Source organism: Bilophila sp. T19-St14 (assembly GCF_059728385.1).
In genome coordinates this window covers 1,601,600-1,626,310 of record NZ_BAAGFT010000001.1, presented here as the reverse complement: position 1 = coordinate 1,626,310, position 24,711 = coordinate 1,601,600, and the positions used below count along the sequence as shown (strand labels likewise).

The 24,711-nt window shown below is 59.6% G+C and carries 20 protein-coding genes; 16 read left to right on the top strand and 4 right to left on the bottom strand.

Annotated features, from left to right (window positions below):
* Positions 1–2,194 precede the first annotated feature (2,194 nt).
* A complete protein-coding gene (locus AC6I1V_RS07045; protein WP_308771313.1) occupies positions 2,195–2,989 on the bottom strand; it encodes a helix-turn-helix transcriptional regulator in 795 nt (264 codons plus the stop codon).
* A 178-nt stretch (positions 2,990–3,167) separates the two neighbouring features.
* On the opposite strand from AC6I1V_RS07045, the gene AC6I1V_RS07040 reads away from it, so the two are divergent.
* The 7 genes from AC6I1V_RS07040 (at position 3,168) to aspS (ending at position 9,822) form a co-directional block, all read left to right on the top strand.
* Positions 3,168–4,496 (top strand): Na+/H+ antiporter NhaC family protein, encoded by a 1,329-nt coding sequence (locus AC6I1V_RS07040; RefSeq protein WP_486854743.1) that lies wholly within the window; start codon positions 3,168–3,170, stop codon positions 4,494–4,496.
* Between the two features lie 276 nt (positions 4,497–4,772).
* Positions 4,773–5,039, top strand: a complete 267-nt coding sequence (locus tag AC6I1V_RS07035; protein ID WP_337430968.1) for a GIY-YIG nuclease family protein — start codon at positions 4,773–4,775, stop codon at positions 5,037–5,039.
* Positions 5,040–5,138: 99 nt separating this feature from the next.
* On the top strand, positions 5,139–5,903 hold the full coding sequence (locus tag AC6I1V_RS07030; RefSeq protein WP_302551389.1) for a sulfite exporter TauE/SafE family protein: 765 nt from the start codon (positions 5,139–5,141) through the stop codon (positions 5,901–5,903).
* A 16-nt stretch (positions 5,904–5,919) separates the two neighbouring features.
* Positions 5,920–6,138: a hypothetical protein gene (locus AC6I1V_RS07025; protein WP_486854742.1), complete on the top strand. Its 219-nt coding sequence runs from the start codon at positions 5,920–5,922 to the stop codon at positions 6,136–6,138.
* On the top strand, positions 6,135–6,365 hold the full coding sequence (locus AC6I1V_RS07020; RefSeq protein WP_486854741.1) for a hypothetical protein: 231 nt from the start codon (positions 6,135–6,137) through the stop codon (positions 6,363–6,365). The genes AC6I1V_RS07025 and AC6I1V_RS07020 overlap by 4 nt, the downstream gene beginning before the upstream one ends.
* 362 nt (positions 6,366–6,727) lie before the next feature.
* Positions 6,728–7,978 carry a histidine--tRNA ligase gene (hisS, locus tag AC6I1V_RS07015; RefSeq protein WP_302551387.1) on the top strand — a complete coding sequence of 417 codons (1,251 nt, stop codon included), beginning with the start codon at positions 6,728–6,730 and terminating at the stop codon, positions 7,976–7,978.
* Between the two features lie 20 nt (positions 7,979–7,998).
* Positions 7,999–9,822: an aspartate--tRNA ligase gene (gene aspS, locus AC6I1V_RS07010; RefSeq protein ID WP_486854740.1), complete on the top strand. Its 1,824-nt coding sequence runs from the start codon at positions 7,999–8,001 to the stop codon at positions 9,820–9,822.
* Positions 9,823–10,428: 606 nt separating this feature from the next.
* On the opposite strand, the gene AC6I1V_RS07005 is transcribed toward aspS, so the two are convergent.
* Positions 10,429–11,136 (bottom strand): hypothetical protein, encoded by a 708-nt coding sequence (locus tag AC6I1V_RS07005; RefSeq protein WP_337432346.1) that lies wholly within the window; start codon positions 11,134–11,136, stop codon positions 10,429–10,431.
* Positions 11,133–11,306 (bottom strand): hypothetical protein, encoded by a 174-nt coding sequence (locus AC6I1V_RS07000; RefSeq protein WP_302552718.1) that lies wholly within the window; start codon positions 11,304–11,306, stop codon positions 11,133–11,135. Before AC6I1V_RS07000 ends, AC6I1V_RS07005 begins: the two co-directional genes overlap by 4 nt.
* A 170-nt stretch (positions 11,307–11,476) precedes the next feature.
* Between AC6I1V_RS07000 and AC6I1V_RS06995 the strand changes: the two genes are divergently transcribed.
* From AC6I1V_RS06995 to AC6I1V_RS06955, 9 genes are all read left to right on the top strand, one after another.
* Positions 11,477–12,679, top strand: coding sequence for an efflux RND transporter periplasmic adaptor subunit (locus AC6I1V_RS06995; RefSeq protein WP_482330686.1), 1,203 nt, complete (start codon positions 11,477–11,479; stop codon positions 12,677–12,679).
* A gap of 9 nt (positions 12,680–12,688) precedes the next feature.
* Positions 12,689–15,856: an efflux RND transporter permease subunit gene (locus tag AC6I1V_RS06990; RefSeq protein ID WP_486853524.1), complete on the top strand. Its 3,168-nt coding sequence runs from the start codon at positions 12,689–12,691 to the stop codon at positions 15,854–15,856.
* 65 nt (positions 15,857–15,921) lie between these two features.
* On the top strand, positions 15,922–16,050 hold the full coding sequence (locus AC6I1V_RS06985) for a hypothetical protein (RefSeq protein WP_497736950.1): 129 nt from the start codon (positions 15,922–15,924) through the stop codon (positions 16,048–16,050).
* Between the two features lie 82 nt (positions 16,051–16,132).
* On the top strand, positions 16,133–17,509 hold the full coding sequence (locus AC6I1V_RS06980; RefSeq protein ID WP_486853523.1) for an efflux transporter outer membrane subunit: 1,377 nt from the start codon (positions 16,133–16,135) through the stop codon (positions 17,507–17,509).
* An 18-nt stretch (positions 17,510–17,527) separates the two neighbouring features.
* On the top strand, positions 17,528–17,743 hold the full coding sequence (locus tag AC6I1V_RS06975) for a hypothetical protein (protein ID WP_497736949.1): 216 nt from the start codon (positions 17,528–17,530) through the stop codon (positions 17,741–17,743).
* A 946-nt stretch (positions 17,744–18,689) separates the two neighbouring features.
* Entirely contained in the window at positions 18,690–18,998 is a 309-nt protein-coding gene (locus AC6I1V_RS06970) for an FmdB family zinc ribbon protein (RefSeq protein ID WP_302552723.1), read from the top strand.
* A gap of 60 nt (positions 18,999–19,058) precedes the next feature.
* Complete coding sequence (gene purB, locus AC6I1V_RS06965; RefSeq protein ID WP_302552724.1) at positions 19,059–20,369, top strand: adenylosuccinate lyase; 1,311 nt, start codon at positions 19,059–19,061, stop codon at positions 20,367–20,369.
* Positions 20,370–21,193: 824 nt separating this feature from the next.
* Positions 21,194–21,757, top strand: a complete 564-nt coding sequence (gene pyrE / locus AC6I1V_RS06960) for an orotate phosphoribosyltransferase (RefSeq protein WP_005025172.1) — start codon at positions 21,194–21,196, stop codon at positions 21,755–21,757.
* A gap of 365 nt (positions 21,758–22,122) precedes the next feature.
* Positions 22,123–22,959 carry a L,D-transpeptidase family protein gene (locus AC6I1V_RS06955; protein WP_486853522.1) on the top strand — a complete coding sequence of 279 codons (837 nt, stop codon included), beginning with the start codon at positions 22,123–22,125 and terminating at the stop codon, positions 22,957–22,959.
* Positions 22,960–23,263: 304 nt separating this feature from the next.
* Here the strand turns inward: AC6I1V_RS06955 and AC6I1V_RS06950 are convergent, their stop codons facing one another.
* Entirely contained in the window at positions 23,264–24,709 is a 1,446-nt protein-coding gene (locus tag AC6I1V_RS06950) for a sigma-54-dependent transcriptional regulator (protein WP_486853521.1), read from the bottom strand.
* Between the last annotated feature and the right edge of the window lie 2 nt (positions 24,710–24,711).

Below are 24,711 nucleotides of genomic sequence, written 5' to 3'. Positions count from 1 at the left end.
GCGGCGGGAGTCCGTTCCGGCGGAAGGCGGAAGAGGATGGAGGGTGTTGGAGTGGGAGAGAAAGGGAATTGGAAAGGCTCTGTCAGGATATGTGGCTGTTTTGTCTCCGTAACATGGTGAAAATCCCCGGCAATGAGGCCAGAAAAGTGCGAACCTGGTTTTGTCTCCGTGACATGGTGAAAATCTACAGCATCAACATGCCCGAAAACATGCCCCGTTTTTGTCTCCGCAGCATGGTGAGGATACGGCCTTTTTCTCCTGTTTTCCCCTTGGCGGAACCCGTGGCTAAGGCATTTTGTCGGTTATTCCCTTGGAACTCCAAGGAAAAAAGCGTCAGCCATTTTTTATGGCACAGCCATTGGAAAAAGGCCGATGAATGAGGCGCGGCATATCGGGAGGCGGTAAAAAAACGTATGCGGTTTTGGGCAAGGCCCCGTCATGGCATGTGGTTGTTTTACTTCTACAATATGCTGAAAATACAGGGTATTATCCAAGTTTTCGCTGAGGGACTCCATGATTGAGGCATTTTGGGGGGAGGATTCCTTTGGAGTTTCAAGAAATAAGGCATCAACCGCTTCTATGACACAGCCTTTGGCAAAGGCTCTGCCATAGCAACAGACTGATATGCTGTTGTATGCAATTCCAGATGGACGCTGGGGAAATTTTTTTGCCCTATTACGGTATGTGGTTGTTTTTTCTCTACAACCTATTGAAAATACAAATTTTTATTCTGTCCTTCGTCAGTAGGCTCATGAGTAGCTCATTTTTATTGGTTATTTTTTTGGCTCTGTTATAGTTTATGGTTGTTTCATCCCCACAGTACGATGAAAATACAGCCTTTTTTTCCGTCTTTCCCCTTGGCTGGATCCACGGCTAAGGCATTTTGCCGGTTATTCCTTTGGAACTCCAAGGAAAAAAGCGTCAGCCATTTTTTATGGCACAGCCATTGGAAAAAGGCCGATGAATGAGGCGCGGCATATCGGGAGGCGGTAAAAAAACGTATGCGGTTTTGGGCAAGGCCCCGTCATGGCATGTGGTTGTTTTACCTCTACAATATGCTGAAAATACAGGTTTTTATCCAAATTTCGCTGAGGGATTCCATGATTGAGGCATTTTTTGGGGGATTCCTTTGGAGTTTTAAGAAATAAGGCATCAACCGCTTCCTATGACACAGCCTTTGGCAAAGGCTCTGCCATAGCAACAGACTGATATGCTGTTGTATGCAATTCCAGATGGACGCTGGGGAAATTTTTTTGCCCCTATCATGGCATGTGGTTGTTTTATCTCTACAGTATGCTGAAAATACAGGTTTTTATCCAAATTTTCGCTGAGGGACTCCATGATTGAGGCATTTTTTGGGGATTCCTTTGGAGTTTCAAGAAATAAGGCATCAACCGCTTCCTATGACACAGCCTTTGGCAAAGGCTCTGCCATAGCAACAGACTGATATGCTGTTGTATGCAATTCCAGATGGACGCTGGGGAAATTTTTTTGGCCTTGTCAGGGCATGTGGTTGTTTTTTGCTACAACATATTGAAAATACAAATTTTTATTCTGTCATTCGTCAGTGGGCTCATGAGTAGCTCATTTTTATTGGTTATTTTTTGGGCTCTGTTATAGTTTATGGTTGTTTCATCTTCACAGTATGTTGAAAATACAGACTTTTTCCGGTTTTCCCCTTGGCGGGATCCACGGCTGAGGCATTTTGCCGGTTATCCCTTTGGAGCTTCAAGGAAAAAAGCATCAACCATTTTCTATAACACAGCCTATTTTTTAGGTCGTGTCGTCAATTAGATATAACCTATTGAAATTATCTTATTATTTTTTCAAGTTACGAAAAAAAGATTATTTGTAATGATTTCAAATAATTATAAATAACATGGCGATACAGCCTAAGAAACAAGGCATCAACCTTTTTTATGGCACAGCTTTTCATATTGGGCTCACCAGCAAATGCCTTGGAAGAGTTAATGGGCGTAACACGGCATCAATCAAGGGCTATGGATCCGTTGGCATCATTGGGAAGTCGGCATTGTTGGCGAGGATGCCTGCGCAGGCGCGGTGGGATGGACAGGCATAATACTTGAGCCCCACATCCGGCAGATACCGCGTGGACACGGTGGGCTGGAGGCGGCGTTGGAGTGCGGGCGTGGGGAGATGGTTGTCCCGAAGGGGCGGGAAAGCGGCGTGCGCGTCAGCGGGCGAGCTGGCCCGGCGTGCGTCCGAAGAGCTTCTTGAAGGCGGCGATGAACGCGGAAACGGAGGCGTAGCCGCAGTTGAGGGCCACGGCGGTGACGCTTTCCCCCGCTTCAAGCTGGGCGCGGGCATGGTGCAGGCGGATGCGCTGGCGCCAGCGCCCGAAGGATTCCCCGGTCTGGCGCTGGAACAGGCGGGCGAGGGTGCGTTCGGACATGCCGAGGCGCGTGCACCATTCGCGGATCGTTTCCGGGGAGTCCGGCTCGTTGAGGAGGGCGGTGCACAGGGCGACGAGGCGGCGGTCGCGGGGCATGGGGAGGGGAAAGCCCACTTCGGGGAGCAGGGGGAGCTGGTCGAGCAGGACGGAGACCATCCGGGCCACGGGGCCGGGCTCCTCATAGTCGCAGGGCTGCGGGGCGAGGGCATGGATGAGCTCGCGGACGAGGGGCGAAACCTCCATGGCGTGGTAACGCTGAAACCGGGGGCCGGGAGGCAGGACGTGGGGCATGATGTACAGGGCGTTGTCCACGGACGGTTCCGGGATGTACCATTCGTGGGTCAGGCCGGGAGGTATCCAGACGGCCCTCTGCGGCGGCGCGGCATAGTTGCCGAGTTCGGTGCAGATGACCATGTATCCTGAACGCATGAACGCCAGCTCGCCCCAGTGCTCATGCCGGTGCAGGTCGCTCCATGTGCCCGCCTCAAACGAGTCGTTGAACCAGAACACCGGGCGCGGCAGTCTGGCGAACGGGACATTGTAGCTTTTGACCTCGGTGAGCCGGCAGGATTTCATGGGCGGTTCGTCTCCATGCCGCAAGTGTAGCGTAAAGCCGTTCCCGCCGACAAGGGGGAAGGGATGGGGAGGGACGGATTGGGCATTGTTTATCTGCATACATTGATATAGGCTGAACGCCCGTCGTTTGCCCAAACCGGGCCTTTCCCAAACCGAGACCTGCCGCGGAGCGTATCCCATGTCCGAAAAAGCCAACTTCAGGGCGCTGCTGCCCATGATCGTCTTTCTTGCCCTGTTCATTGGGACGGGCATAGCCCTGACCGTAGCCGGGATGGATATGCCATTCTATCAGCTTTCCGCGACGGTGGCGATCATCCCCGCCATCGTGCTCGCCATCCTTCAGGGCAAGGACGATCTGAACAAAAAGATCGGCGTGTTCCTTTCGGGCGTGGGTGAAATCAACATCATTACCATGTGCATGATCTTCCTGCTTGCGGGCGGGTTCGCATCCGTGGCTTCGGCCATCGGCGGGGTGAAGGCCACGGTCAATTTCGGGCTCTCGCTGCTGCCTCCGTCCATGATCCTGCCGGGCCTGTTCCTCATCGGGGCGTTCATTTCCACGGCGATGGGCACCAGCATGGGAACCGTGGCCGCCATCGCGCCCATTGCGGTGGGCGTGGGCGAACAGACCGACATCCCGCTGGCCTTGCTTCTCGGCGTGGTCATGAGCGGGGCCATGTTCGGGGACAACCTGTCCATGATCTCGGATACGACCATTGCCGCCACCCGCACGCAGGGCTGCGAGATGAAGGACAAGTTCCGCATGAACCTGCTCATCGCCCTGCCCGCCGCGCTCGTCACGCTGGCCCTGCTGTGGTTCGCCGGGGCTTCGGGGCAGGTGGTCAGGCATGAGGAGTATCAATTTATCCGCGTGATCCCGTATCTCGCCATTCTGGTCATGGCGCTCGCGGGCGTGAACGTGTTCATCGTGCTGCTGGCGGGCATCGTGTTTACCGGCGCGGTGGGCATTGCCTCCGTAGACGGCTATACGCCCATCCGGTGGTGCAAGGACATTTACAGCGGTTTTGTGGGCATGAACGAGATCATGGTGCTTTCCATGCTGGTGGGCGGCCTTGGGGAGCTCATGCGTTACCACGGCGGCATCAGTTGGCTGCTGGAGCGTGTGAACGGGCTGGCCCGGAAGCTCTCCGCCGAGTCCCCGGTGAAGGCGGGCGAATGCTGCATCAGCCTGCTGGTATTGCTTGCCAATCTGTGCACGGCGAACAATACGGTGGCCATCATACTGACGGGCAAGGTGGCGCACGAAATCGCGGTCTCGAACGGAGTTGACAGGCGGCGCAGCGCAAGCTTACTTGATATTTTCTCATGCGTCGTACAGGGGCTCATCCCTTATGGGGCGCAGTTGCTGCTGGCCGGTTCCATTGCGAAGCTTTCGCCCCTGTCCATTGCCGGAAACAACTGGTACTGCATGCTGCTCGCGGTGGCCGCCGTATTCGCCATCCTGTTCGGCATTCCGAGAGTCCGCCCGGTACGCCCCATTGCCTAGGCCGTGTCGTCAACTGGATATAATCTGTTGAAGCTATTTTAATTGTTTTCAGATTGTAAAATGTTGTTTTCAATAGTTTCAAATAGTTAAATGTAAAACAAGACGCGGCCTCGTACGGAAAAAATCCGGGAAAGAAGCGTGCGCTTCCCTTTGGGGGCGGGATTGAATCCGGGATGCCCCGCGTGGAGCTTCCGGGCTGGGTTCGGAACACGTTTGAAGGGCTGTTTTTTAGCGGGAAGAGGCCGTTGCATGGGGGCCTCCGCACGAGGGGAAGCCATGTGGTATGTCTATCTGCTCCGATGCGCCGACGCCACCTTGTACTGCGGGGTGACGACGGACATGGGGCGGCGGCTGAAGGAGCACAACGCGGGAAGCCGCGGTGCGAAGTATACGCGGGCGCGCCGCCCCGTCGAGCTCGTGTGCTGCGTGGCGCAGCCGGACGCCTCTTCCGCGTGCCGTCTGGAGTGGGAGGTGAAGCAGCGCCCCCGCGCCGAGAAAGCGGCGTTCCTGCTGGCGAGGGCGGAGCGCCCTTCGGAAGCATAAGCAGGGCCTGATGCGGAAAGGATGCCGTACCGCCAAGGGGTGGTGCGGCTTTGTCATGCTGGGAGGGGAAGGCTTCCCGGTAAAGGAAGGAGCACGTCCATGTTGATGGGAATGATGATCATCGTTGGCTTCATCGTCGGGTTTCTTGTCGGGTGTACCGGCATGGGGGGGATCATCCTGATTCCGGCTCTTGTCTACCTTGCCGGGCTGGGCAGCCATGTGGCGATGGGGACTACCCTGTTTACGTTCATTTTCACGACCAGCCTGTGCAGTTGGCTGTACATCAGGCTCGGCCATGTGGACTGGAAGGCGACGATCCCCATTTGCATCGGCGGGTTCCTGTTCACATATGTGGGGGCTGACGTGAAGGCCTTCACCGCCGCGCCGTACCTGAATCTCATCCTTGCCCTGCTGATCCTGCTGGCTGGCGCGCTGGTGTTCTGTCCGGTGAAGGGGCGGCGTTTTTCCTTTATGGAAGAGGGGCGGCGGTCGCGCTTTTGGGTGCTGTTCGCCGTCGGCAGCGGCGTGGGCTTCGTCGCCGGGCTGACGGGCGCGGGCGGGCCTGTGCTCTCCGTGCCGATCATGATTGCGCTCGGCTTCCCGCCGCTCATCGCCATCGGGGCGGGGCAGGTCTATTCCGTGCCGGTCGCCCTTTCCGGCACCGTCGCCAATTTCCTGCACGGGGCCATCGACTATAAGGTCGGGGCGCTGATGATCGTCATCCAGATCCTCGGCATCCTCCTCGGCGTGTACATGGCCAACCGTATGGACACCATGAAGCTCCGCAAGATGGTCGCATGGGTCTGCATCTTCTGCGGCGGTTTTATCCTTGTGAACGCCATTCGCGGGATCCTTGCCATGTAGCGGACGGGAAACGGCGGTGGACGCTTGCCTTGGCCCGGCGGATCTGCTGCCTCCGCTTGCGGCATGTTGCCTTGTCGTATCTATGGAACGCTGGAGGATGGTTACGCTGGAGAACCTGCTTATTGCCTTCTTTTCGTGTGCGGCGGCGTTCCGGCTGGCGCTCGGCCTTGCCGGAGCCTTTGGCTTCACGGGGCCCGGAGGGGGCCGCGTGTGGAGTTCTTTGGGGGAGCGGTGAAACGCTGTTTTCCGGTTTTGGTCGGGGCGGTTTCGTGGCCCTTCGCCTGTGTCTTCAAGGCATTTTTCTCCCTGAGGAGCGGGGCGGGAGGCCGCCGGGCGCGGGAATCGCTTGTGCTGGCGGGGTTCGTTGGCTGCCTGATGGGTCCTTGCTGTTTCGCCGCCGCAGCGCTGTCCCTGCTGCTGTCGTCCGTCCTGCTCGGACTCGCAGCATGGCTGCATCCGTAACAGGAGGCCCTTTCCTCTTCAGGGGGACGCCATCCGCGTGGCTGCATCTGGAACCGGAGGGGAGCATCTCCGGCGGACGGTAGGTCTGGCTGCCTGTAATGGCTGCATGTGTAAACGGTGGGGCAAAACTCAAGGGCAGCAAGCCCGAAAGGCTGCCTGGCTGCATGGATAGCCGGAGGTTCCGGCTGGAAAGTGTAACGGAGCGGCCTCATGTCCGTTGCGTGACCGGAGGCGGCAAAAGGGAGGGGAAGATATGTGGGCTTCGGGCCGTCCTTTTTTGACAACGGCCTGCGATTGCTCTATCCTGTTTCGTTCGGACGCCCATCCGATCCCAACGTCACACCGAACCACGAGTACAGGCCATGAGCGATAATGTTACCGCGATCAAAGGCTTCGCCGATTTGTTTTCTCCGGACAGCGACGCTTTCACCCATATGGAAGCCGTAGCGCGGGAAACCTTTTCCCGTTACGGCTTTACCGAACTGCGCACCCCCATCCTTGAGCGGACGGAACTTTTCTGCCGGGGCATCGGGACGGAAACCGATGTGGTTCAGAAGGAAATGTATACCTTCCCCGACCGTAAGGGCCGTTCCCTGACCTTGCGCCCCGAAGCGACCGCCGGGGTCATGCGTGCGTATATCGAAAGCGGACGGAGCGGCGACGCCGTAACCAAGCTGTTTACCATCGGGCCCATGTTCCGCTACGAGCGCCCCCAGAAGGGCCGCATGCGGCAGTTCCACCAGATCAACTGCGAATGCCTTGGGCCTTCCGAACCCTACGCGGACGCCGAACTGGTCACGATGGCCATGCGCTTCCTCGAAGCGTTGGGCCTCAAGGGGTTGAGCCTCCAGCTCAATTCGCTGGGCTGCCCCACATGCCGCCCCGCCTACCGCGAGACGCTGCGCAAGTGGCTCTCCGAGCTGGATGAGAGCGCCCTGTGCGAAGACTGCCGCCGCCGCATGGTGACCAACCCCCTGCGCGTGCTGGACTGCAAGGTTCCCTCGTGCAAGGAGCACACCGCCGAAGCGCCCAAGATTCTGGATCACAACTGCCCCGACTGCGCCGCGCATTTCGATACGGTGCGCCGCCTGCTGGACGCCGAAAAGGTGCCCTACGTGATCAACCACCGGCTGGTGCGCGGGCTGGACTACTACACCCGCACCACCTTTGAAATCGTGTCCGACCAGATCGGCGCACAGGGCACCGTGGCCGGCGGCGGGCGTTATGACGGCCTCGTCAAACAGCTCGGCGGCCCCAACGTCTCCGGCCTTGGTTTCGCTTGCGGCATGGAACGCCTCGCGCTGCTGCTTCCCCAGCCGGAAGCGGGAGCCGCCCGCCCCGATTTCTTTACGGTCGTGCTGACCGACGCCGCCCGCGACGCCGCCTACGGGCTGACGCAGGCCCTGCGCGATGCGGGGTTCCGCGGCGAAATGGGCTTTTCTTCCCGCAGCGTCAAGAGCGCCATGCGTCAGGCCGGAAAGTCCGGCGCGCGCTTCTGCCTCCTCATTGGTGAAGACGAGCTCGCCGCCCAAACGGTCATGCTCAAGGATATGGACAGCGGCGAACAGGCTTCCGTGGCGTTTGCCGATGTTGTGGCCCGGCTTCAGAAATAGCTTGTAAAGGAATGTTTGGTATGAGCGAAGAACAGAAGGAACTGTCGGTCGCCTGCCAGCCGCTTGGCGGCTGGACGCGCACCCACACGTGCGGAGAGTTGACCGGGGCCGACAACGGGGCGGAAGTCTGCCTCATGGGTTGGGTGCAGTACCGGCGTGACCACGGCGGCCTGATTTTTGTGGACTTGCGTGACCGTTTCGGCCTGACGCAGATCGTTTTCAGCCCCGAATACGCCCCCGAAGCCCACGAAAAGGCCGGTGCGCTGCGCTCGGAATATGTGCTTGCCATGAAGGGCAAGGTGCGCCCCCGCCCGGAAGGTATGGTCAATCCCAACCTCAAGACCGGCGAAGTGGAAGTCGTGGTCAGCGAATGGAAGCTGCTGAACACGTCCAAGACCCCGCCTTTCCAGATTGAGGATCGCGTGGAGGCTGGCGAAAACCTCCGCCTCCAGTGGCGCTACCTCGACCTGCGCCGCCCGCGCATGGCCCGCAACCTCGCGCTGCGCAGCCGTACCGCTATGGCCATCCGCAATGAGCTGGCCTCGCAGGGCTTCCTTGAAGTGGAAACGCCCATCCTCACCAAGTCGACCCCCGAAGGTGCGCGCGACTATCTCGTTCCTTCGCGCCTGAACCACGGCCAGTTCTACGCCCTGCCGCAGTCGCCGCAGCAGTTCAAGCAGTTCTGCATGATCGCCGGGCTCGACCGTTATTTCCAGATCGCGCGCTGCTTCCGTGACGAAGACCTCCGTGCCGACCGCCAGCCGGAATTCACGCAGGTCGATATCGAAATGAGCTTCGCCGACGAAAAGCAGGTCATGGATATGGCCGAAGGCCTCATGATCCGCGTATTCAAGGAAGCGCTCGGTGTGGACATTCCCGCCCCGTTCCCCCGCATGACGTGGGACGAGGCCATGTCCCGCTACGGCGTGGACAAGCCCGACACCCGTTTCGGCCTTGAGCTTCAGGATGTGACCTCCATCGTCAGCAACTCCGGCTTCAAGCTGTTCGCCTCCGCCAAGCTGGTGAAGGCCATGCGCGTGCCCGGCGGCGAAAGCCTGACCCGCAAGGAGATCGACGAGCTCACCGAATTCGTGAAAATCTACGGCGCGCAGGGGCTCGCGTGGATTAAGATCCGCGAGAACGAATGGCAGTCGCCCATCGCCAAGTTCCTGTCCGATGAGGAACGCGCCGGCCTCGCCGAAGCCCTCGGCCTTTCCGTGGGCGACATCGTGTTCTTCCAGGCCGGCGAGCCCGGCATGGTGAACGCCGCGCTCGGCAACCTCCGCGTGCACCTTGGCGAAAAGCTCGGCCTGATCCCCGAAAACGCTTGGAATTTCCTGTGGGTGACGGACTTCCCGCTGTATGAGTACAGCGAGGAGGAAAAACGCTATGTGGCCTGCCACCATCCCTTCACCGCGCCCAAGGACGGCGATCTGGAGAAGATGGTGTCCGATCCCGCCTCCACCAAGGCCCGCGCCTATGACATGGTGCTGAACGGCAACGAAGTGGGCGGCGGCTCCATCCGTATCCACGAAGCGGCCGTGCAGCGCAAGATGTTTGAAGCCCTCGGCTTTTCCAAGGAATCCTACGAATCGCAGTTCGGCTATTTCATTCAGGCGCTTGAGCATGGGGCCCCGCCGCACGGCGGCATCGCCTTCGGCCTGGATCGCCTGATCATGCTGATGTCCGATTCGCCGTCCATCCGTGACGTCATCGCCTTCCCCAAGACGCAGAAGGCCACCTGCCTCATGACCAACGCGCCGGACGTGGTGTCCGCGAAGCAGCTTCGTGAGCTCGGCCTGCGCCTTCGTGAGGAAGTGAAGGACAAGAAGGAAGAGAAGTAGAATATTGGGGAGGGGAGAGGGAACCTTTCTGGAGAAAGGTTTCCCTCTCCCCTCCCCAAACCCCACCCCTCTCCCTCCCAAGACTTTCGACTGGTGGGGAGGCGGCGCGGCGGGAGTTCGTTCCGGCGTGAGCGGAAACATTGGTTTGGAAATAAAAAGCCGTCCGAATATCTTTCGGGCGGCTTTCTTTATGGGCTTCAGCCTGTTGAGGATATGAAGTGTCTGAAACAAGGAACCACACTATACGGGGGATTGGCTGGCGGCAAGGTATGCAGCCGCCATGTCCCATTCAGCTTGTTGGAAGGGAAGGGGGTGGTGCCATAGGAAACGGTAGATGCTTTATTTTTTGAAATTCTAAAGGAATAACCAATAAAATTCCCCAACATGGAGCCCGCCAGCGGAAAATGGAGAAAAAGGCTGTATTGTTGTTATCCTGTAGAGATAAGGCGAACACATCCTATCGCAGGCAACGGTTTTTGCCGACAGGGAAACATGGCGGAAGGGATTCGATAAGGTCGAAAGTCTTTGAAGGGGATGGGGGAGGCTTGGAGGGGGAAGGGGAAACTTTCTTTAGAAAGTTTCCCCTTCCCCCTCCAATTCTTCATATTACCACCAAAACGTCTCCCGCAGCACGTCCTTCCGATACCGGTCATACGTAGCCATCATGCCGCAAAAGACGGGAAAGGCCGCGGCGGGGAGGATGGAAACGGGCAGGTTCAGGGGCAGGCCAATATACCAGATGGCGAACCCGTCGATGAGGATGGCGGCAAGGCCCGGCCAGCACCGTCCGAGAAGGGAAAAAAGCCCGGCCTGAAACAGCGCCTTCCAGACAATGCCCATGTTCAGCCATGCATAGGCGGTTCCAAAAGCAGGCCCGATGTACAGGTGTTCGGTGTGGAACGAGCCGTACAAAAAGACGGCGGTAAAGGTGAGGAAAGCGAGCAGGGCCCAGAAGCCGCGCCCAAGGCAGAACAGCAGGACGAAGAGCAGGGCGAGGCCTTGAAGGGCTTGATAGTACGGCGTGTAGACCTCAATGAGGATGTCCGTGAGCGCGGAGGCGCCCGTGGGCAGGATGAGCGGAGCGTACAGAAACAGGCCCACGGCAAGGAGCACGATGCCTTTGCGCCAAAGGCCGAAGAGGAAAAAGGCGAACGGGCCGAGCAGGTAGGCCCAGACGTTGAAGAGCAGGGCGGAGCTGACGGAAGGGCGGAAAAAGGGAACGCCGAAGAAGCGCCCGATAAGGGCGCTGGAGGCGATGGCCTCAAAACGGCTGTTCCCCAATGGGGCGTTTGCCTCGCCGGATGCTTGGGTCATTGCCGATCCTTGCGCTTGCGCTGCCGGATGGCGAGGGTCAGGCCCGCAAGCGCGCCCCCGATCATGCCTACGCCGAAGGCTCTGGGAAGGCTGTCGGAAAAACCGGCAAGCGCATACAGGACGCCCATCGAACCGCCGATGAGAATGCCGCGGAGCAGAAAATGTCGCATGATATCCCTGTCTCTAACGATTTATGAGTATAGGACTCTTTTCTCCATGTACGGTACATGCTACCGTCAAGCCCAAACGAGATCTTTTGAGTAGTCGATGCGGCGGCGGCATGTCAATGCGCATCGGTTCGATGCGGCGTTAGGGAAACGGATAACGTAAGGAATAGCTGATGAAATCTCCAGTTGGTACCCCTCTGTCGTTGATGGTGTCCGTATGCACGCTGTTTGCCTTGCTGCTTGTGGGCGGGTGCAAGTCAGAGGAAAAGGGCCGGACGGCTTCGCTTCCCCCGCCGCTCGTGGGCGTCATGACCGTCGAGGAGCGCAATGTCCCGGTCAGCTTCACCTATGCGGGGCAGACGGAAGGCTCCCGCGCCGTCGAGGTGCGGGCGCAGGTTTCGGGCATCCTCATGCGCCGCGCTTATAACGAAGGGCAGTATGTCAAGCAGGGGCAGCTGCTGTTCGAGATCGAGCCGGATACCTACAGGGCGGCGCTCCGTCAGGCCAAAGGCGTCATGGAGCAGGCGCAGGCCAGGTTCACGCAGGCCCGCCAGAACCTGAACCGCGTCCTGCCGCTGTACAAGAAGAACGCCGTCAGCCAGAAGGACCGCGACGACGCCCAGGCCGCTTACGACAGCGCCAAGGCCGACCTCGATTCCGCCAAGGCCGCCGTGAGCGAAGCGGAAATCAAGCTCAGCCACGCCTATGTGACCGCCCCGGTCGCCGGGTTCGCCAGCCGCGAATACCGGACGGTCGGCAACCTCATCACCGCCGGTTCGCAGGACGGCAGCCTCCTGACCGTGGTGAACCAGAACGATCCCATCTACGCCAACTTCGCCATACCGAGCCCGCAGTTCATGCGCCTGCGCGCGCTTCAGGCACAGGGGCGGCTCAAGTCCGACGGGACTGTGGCTGAAATTACCCTCGCGGACGGGACGGTTTACCGGACGAAGGGGGCGATCACCTTCATCGACAAGCAGGTGAATACCAATACCAGCGTGGTCGCGGCCCGTGCCGAGTTCGTCAACCCGGATCTGTTCGTCCTTCCCGGCCAGTTCGTGCGCGTCACCCTTTCCGGCATGGAGCTGGTCAACGCCATCCTGATCCCGCAGCAGGCCGTCATCCAGACGCAGAAGGGCAGTATGGTCGTCGTGATAGGCGAGGGCGACAAGGCTGAGATGCGCCCGGTGGATCTCGGCGACAACTACGGCGACAGTTTCCTGCTGAACAAGGGCGTGAAGGCCGGTGAGCGCATCGTGGTGGAAGGCGGCAACAAAGCCGTTCCCGGCCAGCCCGTGCGGATTCGGCAAGCCTCCGTTCAGGATGTGGAGCTGCCGGATCAGCCCGTCGGCACAGGCCCCGGCAAGGCCGAGTAGGGGAGCGTCATGGAAAACAAACACGCCCCGTCACCGGAACAGGCTTCCGAAATCAAGGAAGGCTTTTTCCTCCGCCGTCCGATCTTTTCCACGGTCATCTCGCTCATCATCACGCTGGTGGGCGCGATCGCCATTTCCGTGCTGCCGATTGAGCAGTATCCCGACCTGACCCCGCCGCAGGTGGAAGTCAGCGCGAGCTACACCGGCGCGAGCGCCAACGTCGTCGCCGAAACCGTGGCTTCGCTGCTCGAAAGCCAGATCAACGGCGTCGACAACATGATCTACATGAGTTCGGTCAGCTCAGGGACCGGAAGCATGAGCCTGACCGTGTCTTTCAATGTGGGCACTGATCCGGATCAGGCAACTATCGACGTGAACAACCGGGTTCAGCTTGCGCTGGCGCAGCTTCCGCAGGAAGTGCAGCGCATGGGCGTCTCGGTGCTCAAAAAGTCGTCCTCCATGCTCCAGATCATTTTCCTGACCTCGCCGGATCAGCGGTACAACACCATCTATCTCAGCAACTACGCATTGCTGAACATCGTCGATGAGCTGAAACGCCTTCCCGGTGTGGGCGATGCCAAGAACTTCGCGGCGCAGGATTACTCCATGCGCGTGTGGCTCAAGCCGGACGTCATGAGCCAGCTTGGGGTCACGCCTGAGGACATCGCCACCGCCCTGCGGGATCAGAACGCCCAGTTCGCGGCGGGGCGCATGGGCGCCGAGCCCATGTCCCCCGGCGTGGGCGTGACGTGGCAGATCACCACGCAGGGCCGCCTGACCACCCCGGAACAGTTCGGCGACGTCATCCTCCGCACGCAGCCGGACGGCTCCATCCTCCGCCTCAAGGACGTGGCGACCATCGAACTCGGCGCGCAGAGCTACGATTTCGTGGGCAAGTACAACGGCCTCGAAGCGGTGCCCATCGGCATCTACCTTTCGCCGGGTGCGAACGCCCTCGCCACCGCCGAAGTGGTCAAGGCCAAGATGGAGGAACTGTCCAAGGCGTTCCCCGTGGGCGTGGCCTACAGCATCCCCTACGATACCACGACCTTCGTGAAGATTTCCATCGAGGAGGTGGTGAAGACGCTGTTCGAGGCGATGGTGCTGGTGTTCCTCGTGGTGTTCCTGTTCCTCCAGAACTGGCGCGCCACGCTGATCCCCTGCCTCGCCGTGCCCGTGTCCATCGTGGGGACGTTCGCGGGCATGTATGCCCTTGGATTCTCCATCAATACCCTGACCATGTTCGGCCTTGTGCTTGCCATCGGCATCGTGGTCGACGACGCCATCGTCGTGCTCGAAAACGTGGAGCGGCACATCAGCGACGGGCTGCCGCCGCGCAAGGCGACCGCCAAGGCCATGCAGGAAGTGACGGGCCCGGTCATCGCCATCGTGCTGGTGCTGTGCGCCGTGTTCATCCCCGTTGCCTTCACCGGCGGCATGGCGGGCCGCATGTACCAGCAGTTCGCCATCACCATCGCAGTGTCCGTGGTCATATCGGGCGCGGTGGCCCTGACCTTCACCCCCGCCCTGTGCGCCTTGCTGCTCAAGCCGGGGCATGGGGAGCCCAATGCCCTCTTCCGCAAATTCAACGGTTGGTTTGAAGGGCTCACCGGAAAATACGTCAGCATCGTCAAGATGCTGCTCCGGCGCAGCCTGCTTGCCGTGGGGCTGTTCGCGCTTGTGCTCGTGGGCATCGGCGGCGTGTTTGAGCGCGTTCCGGGCGGGCTCGTCCCCGATGAGGATCAGGGATACCTCATCGCGCTCATGACCATGCCCGACGGCGCGGCCATCAGCCGCACGTCCGCCGTGGTGGAAAAGCTCGACAAGGCCATCATGGGCGATCCGCTGGTTGCGGACGTGATGAGCTTCTCCGGCATGGACGCCGTGAGCGGTGCGGCCAAGACCAACGTGGCGACGTTCTTCTTCACCCTCAAGCCGTGGGACGAACGCAAGGCCCCCGGCGACAGTTCCTTCGATCTTGCCCGCAAGCTGTACGGCATGGGCTTCGGGCTGGAGCAGGGTTCGTTCATCGCCTTCAACCCGCCGCCGATCAGCGGCATGAGCAACACCGGCGGCTTTGAAATGTGGCTCCAGGATCGTAACGGCAAGGGAAGCGAGGCGCTTTCCGACGTTGCGCAGAAGCTCGCGGGAGCGGCGAACAAGCGGCCCGAACTGCAGGGCGTGAGCACGTCGTTTACGGTCAACGCGCCGCAGCTTTTTGTGGAGCTTGACCGCGAGAAGGCCCGCACCCTCGGCGTGAACGTGTCCGATGTCTTTCAGACGATGCAGGCGACGTTCGGCTCCTCCTACATCAACGACTTCAACCTGTACGGGCGGACGTTCCGCGTCTACACGCAGTCGGAAAAGGATTACCGCGCGCGCCCTGAAGATCTGGCTGAAGTGTACGTCCGCAACAAGCGGGACGAGATGATCCCCCTGACGGCCCTGATCAACGTGAAGCCCACGTCCGGGCCTCAGACCGTGGAGCGCTTCAACAACTTTCAGGCCGCCAAGTTCATGGGCAGCCCCGCCACGGGCTACAGCTCCGGGCAGGCTATGGCGGCGATGGAGGAAGTGGCCAAGGAAGTACTGCCGGATGGGTACACCATCGCGTGGTCGGGCTCGTCGTATCAGGAAAAGCTGGTCAGCAGCGGCGGTTCGCTCGTTTTCGTGCTCGCGCTGGTCATGGTCTTCCTGATCCTCGCCGCGCAGTATGAAAGCTGGTCGCTCCCGCTCACCGTGCTGACCGCCGTGCCGTTCGGCGTGTTCGGGGCCATCACCGCCATCTGGCTGCGCGGCATCTCCAACGACGTGTATTTTCAGGTCGCCCTCGTGACGCTGATCGGCCTGTCGGCGAAAAACGCCATCCTGATCGTGGAATTCGCCGTCGAGCAATACCGCAACGAAGGCAGGGACGCGGCGCATGCGGCTGAAGAAGCCGCCCGCCTGCGTTTCCGGCCCATCGTGATGACTTCGCTGGCCTTCATCCTCGGCTGCGTGCCCCTTGCCGTCAGTACGGGCGCGGGCGCGGCCAGCCGCCACGCCATCGGCACCAGCGTCATCGGCGGCATGCTCGTTGCGACCCTTGTCGCGCCGTTGTTCGTGCCCTTCTTCTTCCGCTGGATCATGAGGGCATCTGAAAAGCTTATGGGCGCGGGAAGCAAGGAAAAGGAATAACCGGGAGAGGGGGAAGCCCTTCTTCAAAAGACTGCCCCTTCCCGCCTCTCCGGGCCTCTTTTGTAATGGAGGCAAGGGGCATATACTGGTTCATCGTTGCATTGCACGGCATCACGCCGGAGGAAATCGAAGACATTCCTGACGCCTTCGGAGCGGCGGGGGACGCGGCGCAGCCGTGGCCCACGCCGCGCTGAGGGGTCCGGGGGGAATCATTCCCCCCGGGCAGGTCCGGGCGGCAGCCCGGCCGCCGGAGGCATTCCCCTGAGGAGGGAACACATGCGTATTGTTGTCGTAGGACTGATGGTGCTTGGCTTGGCGGGGTGCTCGTTCGCGCCGGACTACCAGCGCCCCCAAATGGAATTGCCGCAGGCGTGGAAAGATGCCGGGCAGGGGGAACAGCTTGACGAACAGTGGTGGAAGCGCTTCGACGATTCCACGCTGAACGCGCTGGTTCAGGAGGCGCTGGCCGCCAACCGCGACATCGCGGCGGCCGTGGCGCGGGTCGATTACGCGCGGGCGCAGCTTGGCGTGGCGCGTGCGGAACTGCTTCCGCTTTTGAGCGGGCAGGCGCAGGGGACGCAGACCTGGGTGGACAACACCAAGATCACGAACGGCTCGACGTCGCCGTTCTCGGCGGGGTTCGGGGCGACGTGGGAAATCGATCTCTGGGGCAAGCTCCGCAACGCCAAGGAAGCCGCCATGTATCAGGTGCTCGGAACCGAGGCGGCGCAGCGCGGCATGAGGCTCTCCATCGCGGCGCAGGCCAGCAACGCCTATTTCCTGCTGCGGAGCCTTGATCTCCAGCTCTCGACCGCCGAGCGGACGGTCAAGACGCGTACGGATGCGCTCAGGATCTATACGGCCCGCTATGAACAGGGCCTCATCAGCGAACTGGATTTGAGCCGCGCCAAGACGGAGGTGGAAACCGCCAAGACCGCCCTCTACCAGACGCGCATTTCCCGCGATGCGGCGGAAAGCGCCCTGGAAGCCCTGCTCGGACGCTCGCCCAAGGAGATCATGGAAGGCACCGTGCAGCGCGGCATGACGCTGGAATCCATCCCCACGCCTCCGGTCATCCCGGCGGGCGTGCCTTCCGATCTGCTGGAGCGCCGCCCGGACATCCAGCAGGCGGAAATGGCCGTCAAGAGCGCCAACGCCAACATCGGCGTCGCCAAGGCCGCATGGTTCCCGTCCATTTCGCTGACCGGCCTCTTCGGGGTGGTCAGCCCCGAACTGCATACACTGATGAGCAACCCGCTCCAGACGTGGAGCTACGGCGGGGCGGCTTCCGTGCCGCTGCTTGATTTCGGGCGCGTGAAGTACGGCGTCGAGGCTGCCGAGGCCAAGCAGCGCGAATCGTTGGCGACCTATGAAAAGACCGTTCAGGGCGCCTTCAAGGAAATGCGCGACGCCCTGACCCGCCAGCAGGAGATGAGCAACGTCGTCGCCTCGCTGGAACGCATGGTCAAGGAATTGCGGCTTTCCGTGGAGCTGGCGAATACGCGCTACGACAACGGCTATTCCTCATATCTGGAAGTGCTGGACGCGGAACGATCGCTGTTCGACAGCGAAATGCAGCTCGCCGCCGCGCGCAGCGAACGCCTGTCGTCCATCGTCAATGTCTGCCTCGCGCTTGGGGGCGGCTGGAAGTAGCCTGAAAAGGGCGCTGCCGTGGAAGGGCCGCTCTCCGGGGAGGCCCTTTCCGTCTCCCGGCGTGGTGCCGAAGGCGGCAGGCCGCATGCCGGTTCGCTGGCGACGCTGGTTTTTGATGCCGATATGCCGAGGGCGGCGGGCTTTCACGCCGGGCCGGGCCTTTTTCCCGGTATTTTTCTTGGCTGTGTCATGGAAAAGGTTGATGCTTTTTTCCTTGAAGTTCCACAGGGATAACCGACAAAATGCCTTAGCCGTGGAGCCCGCCAAGAGGAAAGCCGGAGAAAAAGGCCGTATTTTCACCGTACTGTGGAAATGAAACAACCACAAACTATAACAAAGCCTTTTTTAAATTCCAAAGGAATAACGAATAAAACGCCCCAATCATGGAGCCATCAGCGGAAAAATTGGAGAAAAAGGCTCTATTTTCAGCATAATGCAAAAATAAGGCTCTGTTAGAGCATGTAGTTGTTTCATCTCCACAGTGCGGTGAAAAAATAGAGCTTTTTTTCCAGTTTTCCTCTTGGCGGGCTCCACGGCCAAGGCATTTTTCCGGTTATCCCTGTGGAACTTCAAGGAAAAAAGCATCAGCCATTTTCTATAACACAGCCAAAAACAAAACAGCCACATACTCTGACAGGGCCTTTTTCTTCAGGGCGGTCTGCCGTACATGGGGGCCGGTTCTCCATGCCCCTCTGGAGGCGCCCCGTTTTCCCTTCCGTATGGAGACATTCGCCTTTTCGATGATTTTCTAAAAAATTCATTTTGAACTTCAGATGGTTGAATTGCGGCCTTCATTGCAGAAGCGAATGTCTCCCGTATGTTTGTACTGGACAAACGGGGGGATTGGCTGTACTTATCCACAGATTACGTTTTTCACTTTGAGGAGTACTATCATGGCCCATAAGAAAATCGAGCGTAAGAAGGAACTTGATCGCCGTCGCAAGCGTCGCGCCGAGCGCATCAAGGCCCGCATTCACGAAGCTCAGGCTGCTGCCAAGAACAGCAAGTAAGTCTGGCGATCTTTCTTGTGCCGGAGCCCCGGCACGAAGCAGCGGATGCGCCCCGGCGCTTCCGCTGTTTCTCCTTTTGTCCGAATTCCGGGAAATCATCAGGTTTTCCGGTTGTTTTTGTCAGTAAAGGCCGTTTGGAGCGGCCCGAATGCCTTTGGTGGAGCGAGTCGATGCCGATTTACGAATACCGTTGCCGGAAGTGCGGCAACGTGTTTGAAGAATGGGTAAAAACCTTTGATTCTCCTGAGCTTGAGCCCTGCCCCAAATGCGGCGGCGATGCCGAACGGATCATTTCCAATACGTCTTTTAAGCTTGAAGGCGGCGGCTGGTTCGCGTCCTGCTATGGCGGGAAATCCGGTTCCGCCGGCGATGCCGCCCCGGCTGGGGACAAGGCCCCGGCAAAGGCTGATGCGGCTCCCGCGAAGGCGGAGGCGGCTGCTTCCGGTTCGGGTGGAGGTTCCGAGGCGGCTACGGCCTGATTTCTTGCGGCGTGGGTGTTTGCCCGCGCCGTTTTCTTACTCTTTTTGCGAGGAGATCCCATGATTGAACGCTATACCCGCCCGGAAATGGGTAAAATCTGGACGCCCGAAAACCGCTATCAGGCTTGGCTGCGCGTTGAGCTGGCCGTGTGCGAGGCGTGGAACCGCGTCGGAGAAATCTCCGATGCCGACATGGAAACGCTCCGCAAGGAAGCCGATTTCACCGTTGATCGCGCCTTCGTCGAGCGCGCCAACGAAATCGAAGAAACCACCCGCCATGACGTCATCGCCTTCCTGACCGCCATTGAAGAGAAGGTCGGCCCCGTTTCCCGGTTCATCCATCTGGGCTGCACCTCTTCCGACATCGTGGATACCGCCGGTTCGCTGCTCATGGTGGAAGCCGGGGAATTGATCCTCAAGGCGTTTGATCGCGTCCTCGCCGTGCTCAAGAAGATGGCGCTGGAGCATCAGGGGCTGCTCTGCATGGGCCGCACCCACGGCATCCATGCCGAACCCACCAGCTTCTCGCTCAAGATGGCGGGCTTCTATGCCGAATTCAAGCGTGACCGTGCCCGTTTCGCCGCCGCCCTCGACGACATGCGCGTAGGCAAGCTCTCCGGGGCCGTGGGGACGTACACCGTGCTTTCGCCGGAAGTGGAAGCCATCGTGTGCGGCCTGCTCGGCCTCAAGGTGGATGAAGTGTCCACGCAGGTCATCCAGCGCGACCGCCACGCCGCCTATTTCACCGCGCTGGCCGTGACCGCAGGGACTATCGAGCGCCTCTGCGTCGAGCTGCGCCACCTCCAGCGTACCGAAGTCCGCGAAGTGGAAGAAGGTTTCGGCAAGGGGCAGAAAGGCTCCTCCGCCATGCCGCACAAGAAGAACCCCATTTCCGCCGAGAACATGACCGGCCTGTCCCGCCTCATCCGCACCAATGCGCTGGCCGCGTTGGAAAATCAGGCGCTTTGGCATGAACGCGACATCAGCCACTCCTCCGTGGAGCGCGTGATCATGCCCGACTCCACGATCCTTACGGATTACGTGCTGCACCGCCTTTGCCGCCTGCTCGAAGGGCTGCGCATCATGCCTGAGAACATGGCCCGCAATATGGAGTGTTCCTTTGGCCTCTACTTCTCCCAGCGAGTGCTCACCGCGCTTATCGAGACGGGCATCCCGCGTCAGGAAGCCTACGTCATGGTGCAGCGTAACGCCATGAAGAGCTGGGAAACCCGCCAGCCGTTCCCGGAACTCATCAAGGCCGATCCCGAAATCAACAGCCGCCTCAGCGAGGAGACCTTCGCCGGGCTGTTCGATCCCCAGTTCTATCTCCGCCATGAAGGGGACATCCTCAAGCGTGTGTTTGAGGAGTAGGATTGTGTGATTGGGGGAGGAGAGGAGGAACCTTTCTGGAGAAAGGCTTCCTCCTCTCCTCCCCCAAGCCCCCACCTCTCCACCTCCAAAGACTTTTGTAATGGGGGTGGGGGAGTGGCTGCGGTTTGACGGAAGGGCTTTTTTTCGTTTTTCTGGGCTTCTTCCGTGCCGCCTTCCCGCTAAGGCGTGTTCAAGCTATGTTGCATTTTCCCCATGATTGAAGAGGGTTGAAGAAAAATGCGGCATCGCTCAAAAACGGGGATAACCATTTGTAAAGGCTGTGCTATAGAAAACGGTTGATGCTTTTTTCCTTGAAGCTCCAAAGGGATAACCGGAAAAATGCCTTGGCCGTGGATCCCGCCAAGGGGAAAACTGGAAAAAAGGCTGTCTTTTTCACCGCACTGTGGAGATGAAGCAACCACATGCTCTAACAGAGCCTTTGTAAAAATATGTTTATTCTCTGCTTATGTGAACAGGCCCTAGCCGAAAGTCTTGGAAAGATGGGGGGAGGGGTATGCTCAAACGCGTTTTAAGGAATAGGATACTTGGAAGGGGAAAGTGATCTTTTCTGGAGAGGGTTTCCTTTTCCCCCAAAGCTCCCCTTTTCCCTCCAAAGACTTTTGTAATGGGGGCCGGGGAGTGTCCGCGATTTGACGGAAGGGCTTTTTTTCGTTTTTCTGGACTTCTTCCGCGCCGCCTCCCCACCAGTCGAAAGTCTTGGGAAGATGAGGGGAGGGGGTCCGGGGGAGGGGAGAAGGAAGCCTTTCTCCAGAAAGGTTCCTTCTCCCCTCCCCCGGTTTCACACTTACCATACAGGAGCCACCATGCGCGAACTCAAAAAGCGCCTCGCCAAGATTCTGATCGAACGTTCCTACCGCGAAGGGGACTTCACCCTCGCTTCGGGCCGCAAGAGCGACTACTATTTCGACTGCCGCCAGACTGCGCTGCACCCCGAAGGCTCGTGGCTTATCGGTACGCTGTTCAACGAACTGCTGGCCGATCTGGACATCAAGGGCATCGGCGGCATGACGCTCGGCGCCGACCCGCTGATTTCCGCCACAACCGTCATTTCCCACGAAAAGGGCCGTCCGCTCGCCGGGCTCATCGTGCGCAAGGAATCCAAGGGCCACGGCACCAACCAGTATGTGGAAGGCCTGTCCAACTTCAAGCCCGGCGATCCCGTGGCGATGGTCGAAGACGTGGTCACGACCGGCGGTTCCCTGCTGAAGGCGTGCGAGCGCGTAAAGGACGCGGGCCTGAACGTGGTTGCCGTATGCACCGTGCTTGACCGCGGCGAAGGCGGCCGTGAGGCCATCGAAGCTGCGGGATACCAGCTCCGCGCGCTGTTCACCCGTCCCGAACTGGTCGAGCTTGCCAAAGAAGACTAGCCGGGCGCATTGGCGCTTGTGATGAGGCCCCTCGGAGGAATCTCCGGGGGCTTTTGTTTGGCGGGCAGGGAAAAAGAAGGCTGTGTTTAAGTTTGTGGTTGATATAAGATTCCAACTGGAAAGGAAGAGTTCTTTGGAAATTATCTGGAGATCTCACAACAATTTTTCAAAACTGGATTTCATGTAATGAACAAAAAATGAGAGAGGCCCACATCACTAGACGTGGAACGGACTTTTATCTATTGATTTTCATTGAAAAAATCATCAAACGTAAAATTGAACACAGCCAAAAAGAATAAGGGGGTCGACAAAAACGTGTGAGGAATGGAAGGTAACGGCTTGGGTTCTGCAAAAAGGAGATGTCCATGCCGTTTGGGTGTGTTCCCGTGAGGGGATGGTGTTGTGCCGCGCTGTTGGCTGTCGGTTTGATGTGCGTGCCGGAGGCAAGGGCATGGGAGGCCGTAACCGGTGGGTTGCCAGATCAGGCGGTGGTTGCCGTGGACAAGTCGCGGCAGCGTTTTTTCCTCATGGAGAAGGGGAAATCCCGCAGTTATCCGTGTACGACCGGGCAGATGCAGGGCGACAAACAGGTACGCGGCGATTTGAAGACGCCGGAGGGCGTTTATTTTGTTGTGCGGAAGCGGACGGAACAGCTGGATTTTCAGGAGTACGGCGGGGAAGCCTATATCCTTGACTACCCGAATCCCGTGGATCGGCTGCGCGGCAAGACGGGATCGGGGATTTGGGTACACAGCCGAGGCAGGGCTATCACGCCGTTTGAGAGCCGTGGATGTGTCGTCCTGAACCTCAAGGACATCGCTGAAGTCGGGCCGGAACTGAAGCGGGGGACGCCCGTGCTTATCGGTGAACGGGTGGAAATTGTGCCCCGGAAGGCTACCGTGCGCGAAGTGGAGGAGCGTACCCGTGGTTGGCGTAAGGCTTGGCGCCGCGGCGAGGCCGGGGACGGGTACATTGCGCCGGAACGTGCCGCATCCATAAGAAAGATAGAGCGCCAAGAAAAGCGTGCACGGGCCACATTCGGGCCTGTCCGAGTTCTGGAAGGGCCGGGGTATGTAGTTTCGTGGTTTGCCCAGCGCACGGCTTTGCCTGGCGGGGGTACGGAGACGGGGGTACGCCGCCTTTATTGGGAGAAACGGGAGGACGGCGAATACCGTATCGTCGGAGTGGCATGGGACGGCTAGGGCCTGTCCACGCAAACAGAGAATAAATATATTTTTTACAAATAGTTGTGTTTATTTTTTTGAGCGATGCTGCATTTCCCTTCAATTCTTTTCAATCATAGAAAAAATGCGGCATAGTGTGAACACGCCCCAGGCCGTGTCGCTATTTTGTATATAACTATTTGAAAGTATTAAAAATAATCCTTTTATGGCTTGAAGGGTAATGAAATGATCTCAATAGATTATATCTACTTGACGACACGGCCCAACGTTTCCGGGCTTTGAAGCAGTGGCGTTCCAATTGAAAGGGCCTCTGATCCCGGCGTCAAACGGTTGGAAATTTCGGAATGGAAGACAACCTGTCCAACCCGTATTTTTTCAGCAGTTCATAGAAATGCCCGCGTGAAACGCCGGCAATCCCGGCGGCGCGGCGGACGTCCCCCAGACAGGCGGCGAGCAGCCCGGCGATGTAATCGCGCTCGGCTTTGGCCTTCATGTCGCGCAGGGTGGGGAAGGTTTCGGGCTTCCGGGGCTGCGTGGAGGGTTCCGGTTTCGGGAGAGGTTCGGTCGGCGCGGGCTTCTCAGGCTTGGAGAGAGGCACAAGCCGTTTGCGGGCCAGTTCGATGCGGATTTCCGTGGGCAGGTGCCGGGTAAAGAGTTGGGTGCCGTCCCCCGCTGCTGCGCAGGCCCGTTCGATGGTGTGGCGCAGTTCGCGCACGTTGCCGGGCCACGAATAGTCCGTCAGCATCGCGTAACAGTCGGGGGTCAGCTCCTTGTCCGGGAGCCCGTGGCGCTGGCAGTAGCGTGCGGTGAAGTGCTCGGCGAGCAGGGGGATGTCTTCGGCGCGGCGGCGGAGCGGCGGCACATGGATGGTCATGCCCCGCAGCCGGAAGCGGAGATCGCTCCGGTAGAGATCCATGCTCACCATGTCGTCGAGATCCCGGTTGGTTGCGGCGACGAGGCGGAAATCGCTTTCCACTTCGCGCACTTCACCGACGGGGCGGAAGCGGCGCAGCTCCAGCGCCCGCAGGAATGCGCCCTGTACGGGGAGGGGCAGCTCGCCCACCTCGTCGAGGAACAGCGTGCCGTGGTCGGCGGCGGCGAGAAGCCCTTCGCGCGCCCTGTCTGCCCCGGTGAACGCGCCCCGTGCGTGCCCGAACAGATGCGCCTCCACCAGCGTTTCGGGCAGGGTGGTGCAGTCCACGGTGACGAACGGGCCGGACGCCCGCAGGCTGTTGGCGTGCAGGGCGCTGGCGAACAGTTCCTTGCCGGTTCCGGTTTCCCCGGTGATGAGCACGTTGACGTTGCTTGCGGCGGCTTCCCGCAATGCTTCCAGCGCTTCGGCCAGCGCGGGGCTTTCCCCGATGATGTCGGGATGCCGCAGGAGGCTGCGGGGGTGGCTGTCCCGGCTGTTTCGCCATTGTACGGCCTGCATGAGCGCCTTCGAGAGGTCGCGGACGCGGAGCGGCTTGACCAGATACTCCCACGCCCCGGATCGCAGGGCCGACTCGGCGGCGTCGGCGTTGCCATGCCCCGTAATGATGATCACATCAGGACGGCCCGGAAGCTGTGAAAAGGTTTCCACATGGGCGAGCCCGTCCCCGTCCGGGAGCAGGACGTCCAGCAGTACGATGTCCACGCCGCGCTGCGCGAGGTTTTGCCCTTCTTTGATCGAGGCTGCGGTGAGCACTTCGTGCCCGAGGGACTCCCCCACATCGGCCACGAGTGCCCGGATCAGGCTTTCGTCATCGACAACAAGGATACGTGCCATAT

Excerpts from the sequence above, each read along its gene's own strand:
- purB (WP_302552724.1), top strand. The coding sequence starts at position 19,059 with ATGATTGAACGCTATACCCGCCCGGAAATGGGTAAAATCTGGACGCCC.
- AC6I1V_RS06985 (WP_497736950.1), top strand. The coding sequence starts at position 15,922 with ATGGAGGCAAGGGGCATATACTGGTTCATCGTTGCATTGCACGGCATC.
- AC6I1V_RS07040 (WP_486854743.1), top strand. The coding sequence starts at position 3,168 with ATGTCCGAAAAAGCCAACTTCAGGGCGCTGCTGCCCATGATCGTCTTT.
- AC6I1V_RS06955 (WP_486853522.1), top strand. The coding sequence starts at position 22,123 with ATGCCGTTTGGGTGTGTTCCCGTGAGGGGATGGTGTTGTGCCGCGCTG.
- AC6I1V_RS06950 (WP_486853521.1), bottom strand. The coding sequence starts at position 24,709 with ATGGCACGTATCCTTGTTGTCGATGACGAAAGCCTGATCCGGGCACTC.
- AC6I1V_RS06990 (WP_486853524.1), top strand. The coding sequence starts at position 12,689 with ATGGAAAACAAACACGCCCCGTCACCGGAACAGGCTTCCGAAATCAAG.
- AC6I1V_RS07005 (WP_337432346.1), bottom strand. The coding sequence starts at position 11,136 with ATGACCCAAGCATCCGGCGAGGCAAACGCCCCATTGGGGAACAGCCGT.
- AC6I1V_RS07000 (WP_302552718.1), bottom strand. The coding sequence starts at position 11,306 with ATGCGACATTTTCTGCTCCGCGGCATTCTCATCGGCGGTTCGATGGGC.
- pyrE (WP_005025172.1), top strand. The coding sequence starts at position 21,194 with ATGCGCGAACTCAAAAAGCGCCTCGCCAAGATTCTGATCGAACGTTCC.
- hisS (WP_302551387.1), top strand. The coding sequence starts at position 6,728 with ATGAGCGATAATGTTACCGCGATCAAAGGCTTCGCCGATTTGTTTTCT.
- AC6I1V_RS07030 (WP_302551389.1), top strand. The coding sequence starts at position 5,139 with ATGTTGATGGGAATGATGATCATCGTTGGCTTCATCGTCGGGTTTCTT.
- aspS (WP_486854740.1), top strand. The coding sequence starts at position 7,999 with ATGAGCGAAGAACAGAAGGAACTGTCGGTCGCCTGCCAGCCGCTTGGC.
- AC6I1V_RS06995 (WP_482330686.1), top strand. The coding sequence starts at position 11,477 with ATGAAATCTCCAGTTGGTACCCCTCTGTCGTTGATGGTGTCCGTATGC.
- AC6I1V_RS07035 (WP_337430968.1), top strand. The coding sequence starts at position 4,773 with ATGTGGTATGTCTATCTGCTCCGATGCGCCGACGCCACCTTGTACTGC.
- AC6I1V_RS06970 (WP_302552723.1), top strand. The coding sequence starts at position 18,690 with ATGCCGATTTACGAATACCGTTGCCGGAAGTGCGGCAACGTGTTTGAA.
- AC6I1V_RS06980 (WP_486853523.1), top strand. The coding sequence starts at position 16,133 with ATGCGTATTGTTGTCGTAGGACTGATGGTGCTTGGCTTGGCGGGGTGC.
- AC6I1V_RS07045 (WP_308771313.1), bottom strand. The coding sequence starts at position 2,989 with ATGAAATCCTGCCGGCTCACCGAGGTCAAAAGCTACAATGTCCCGTTC.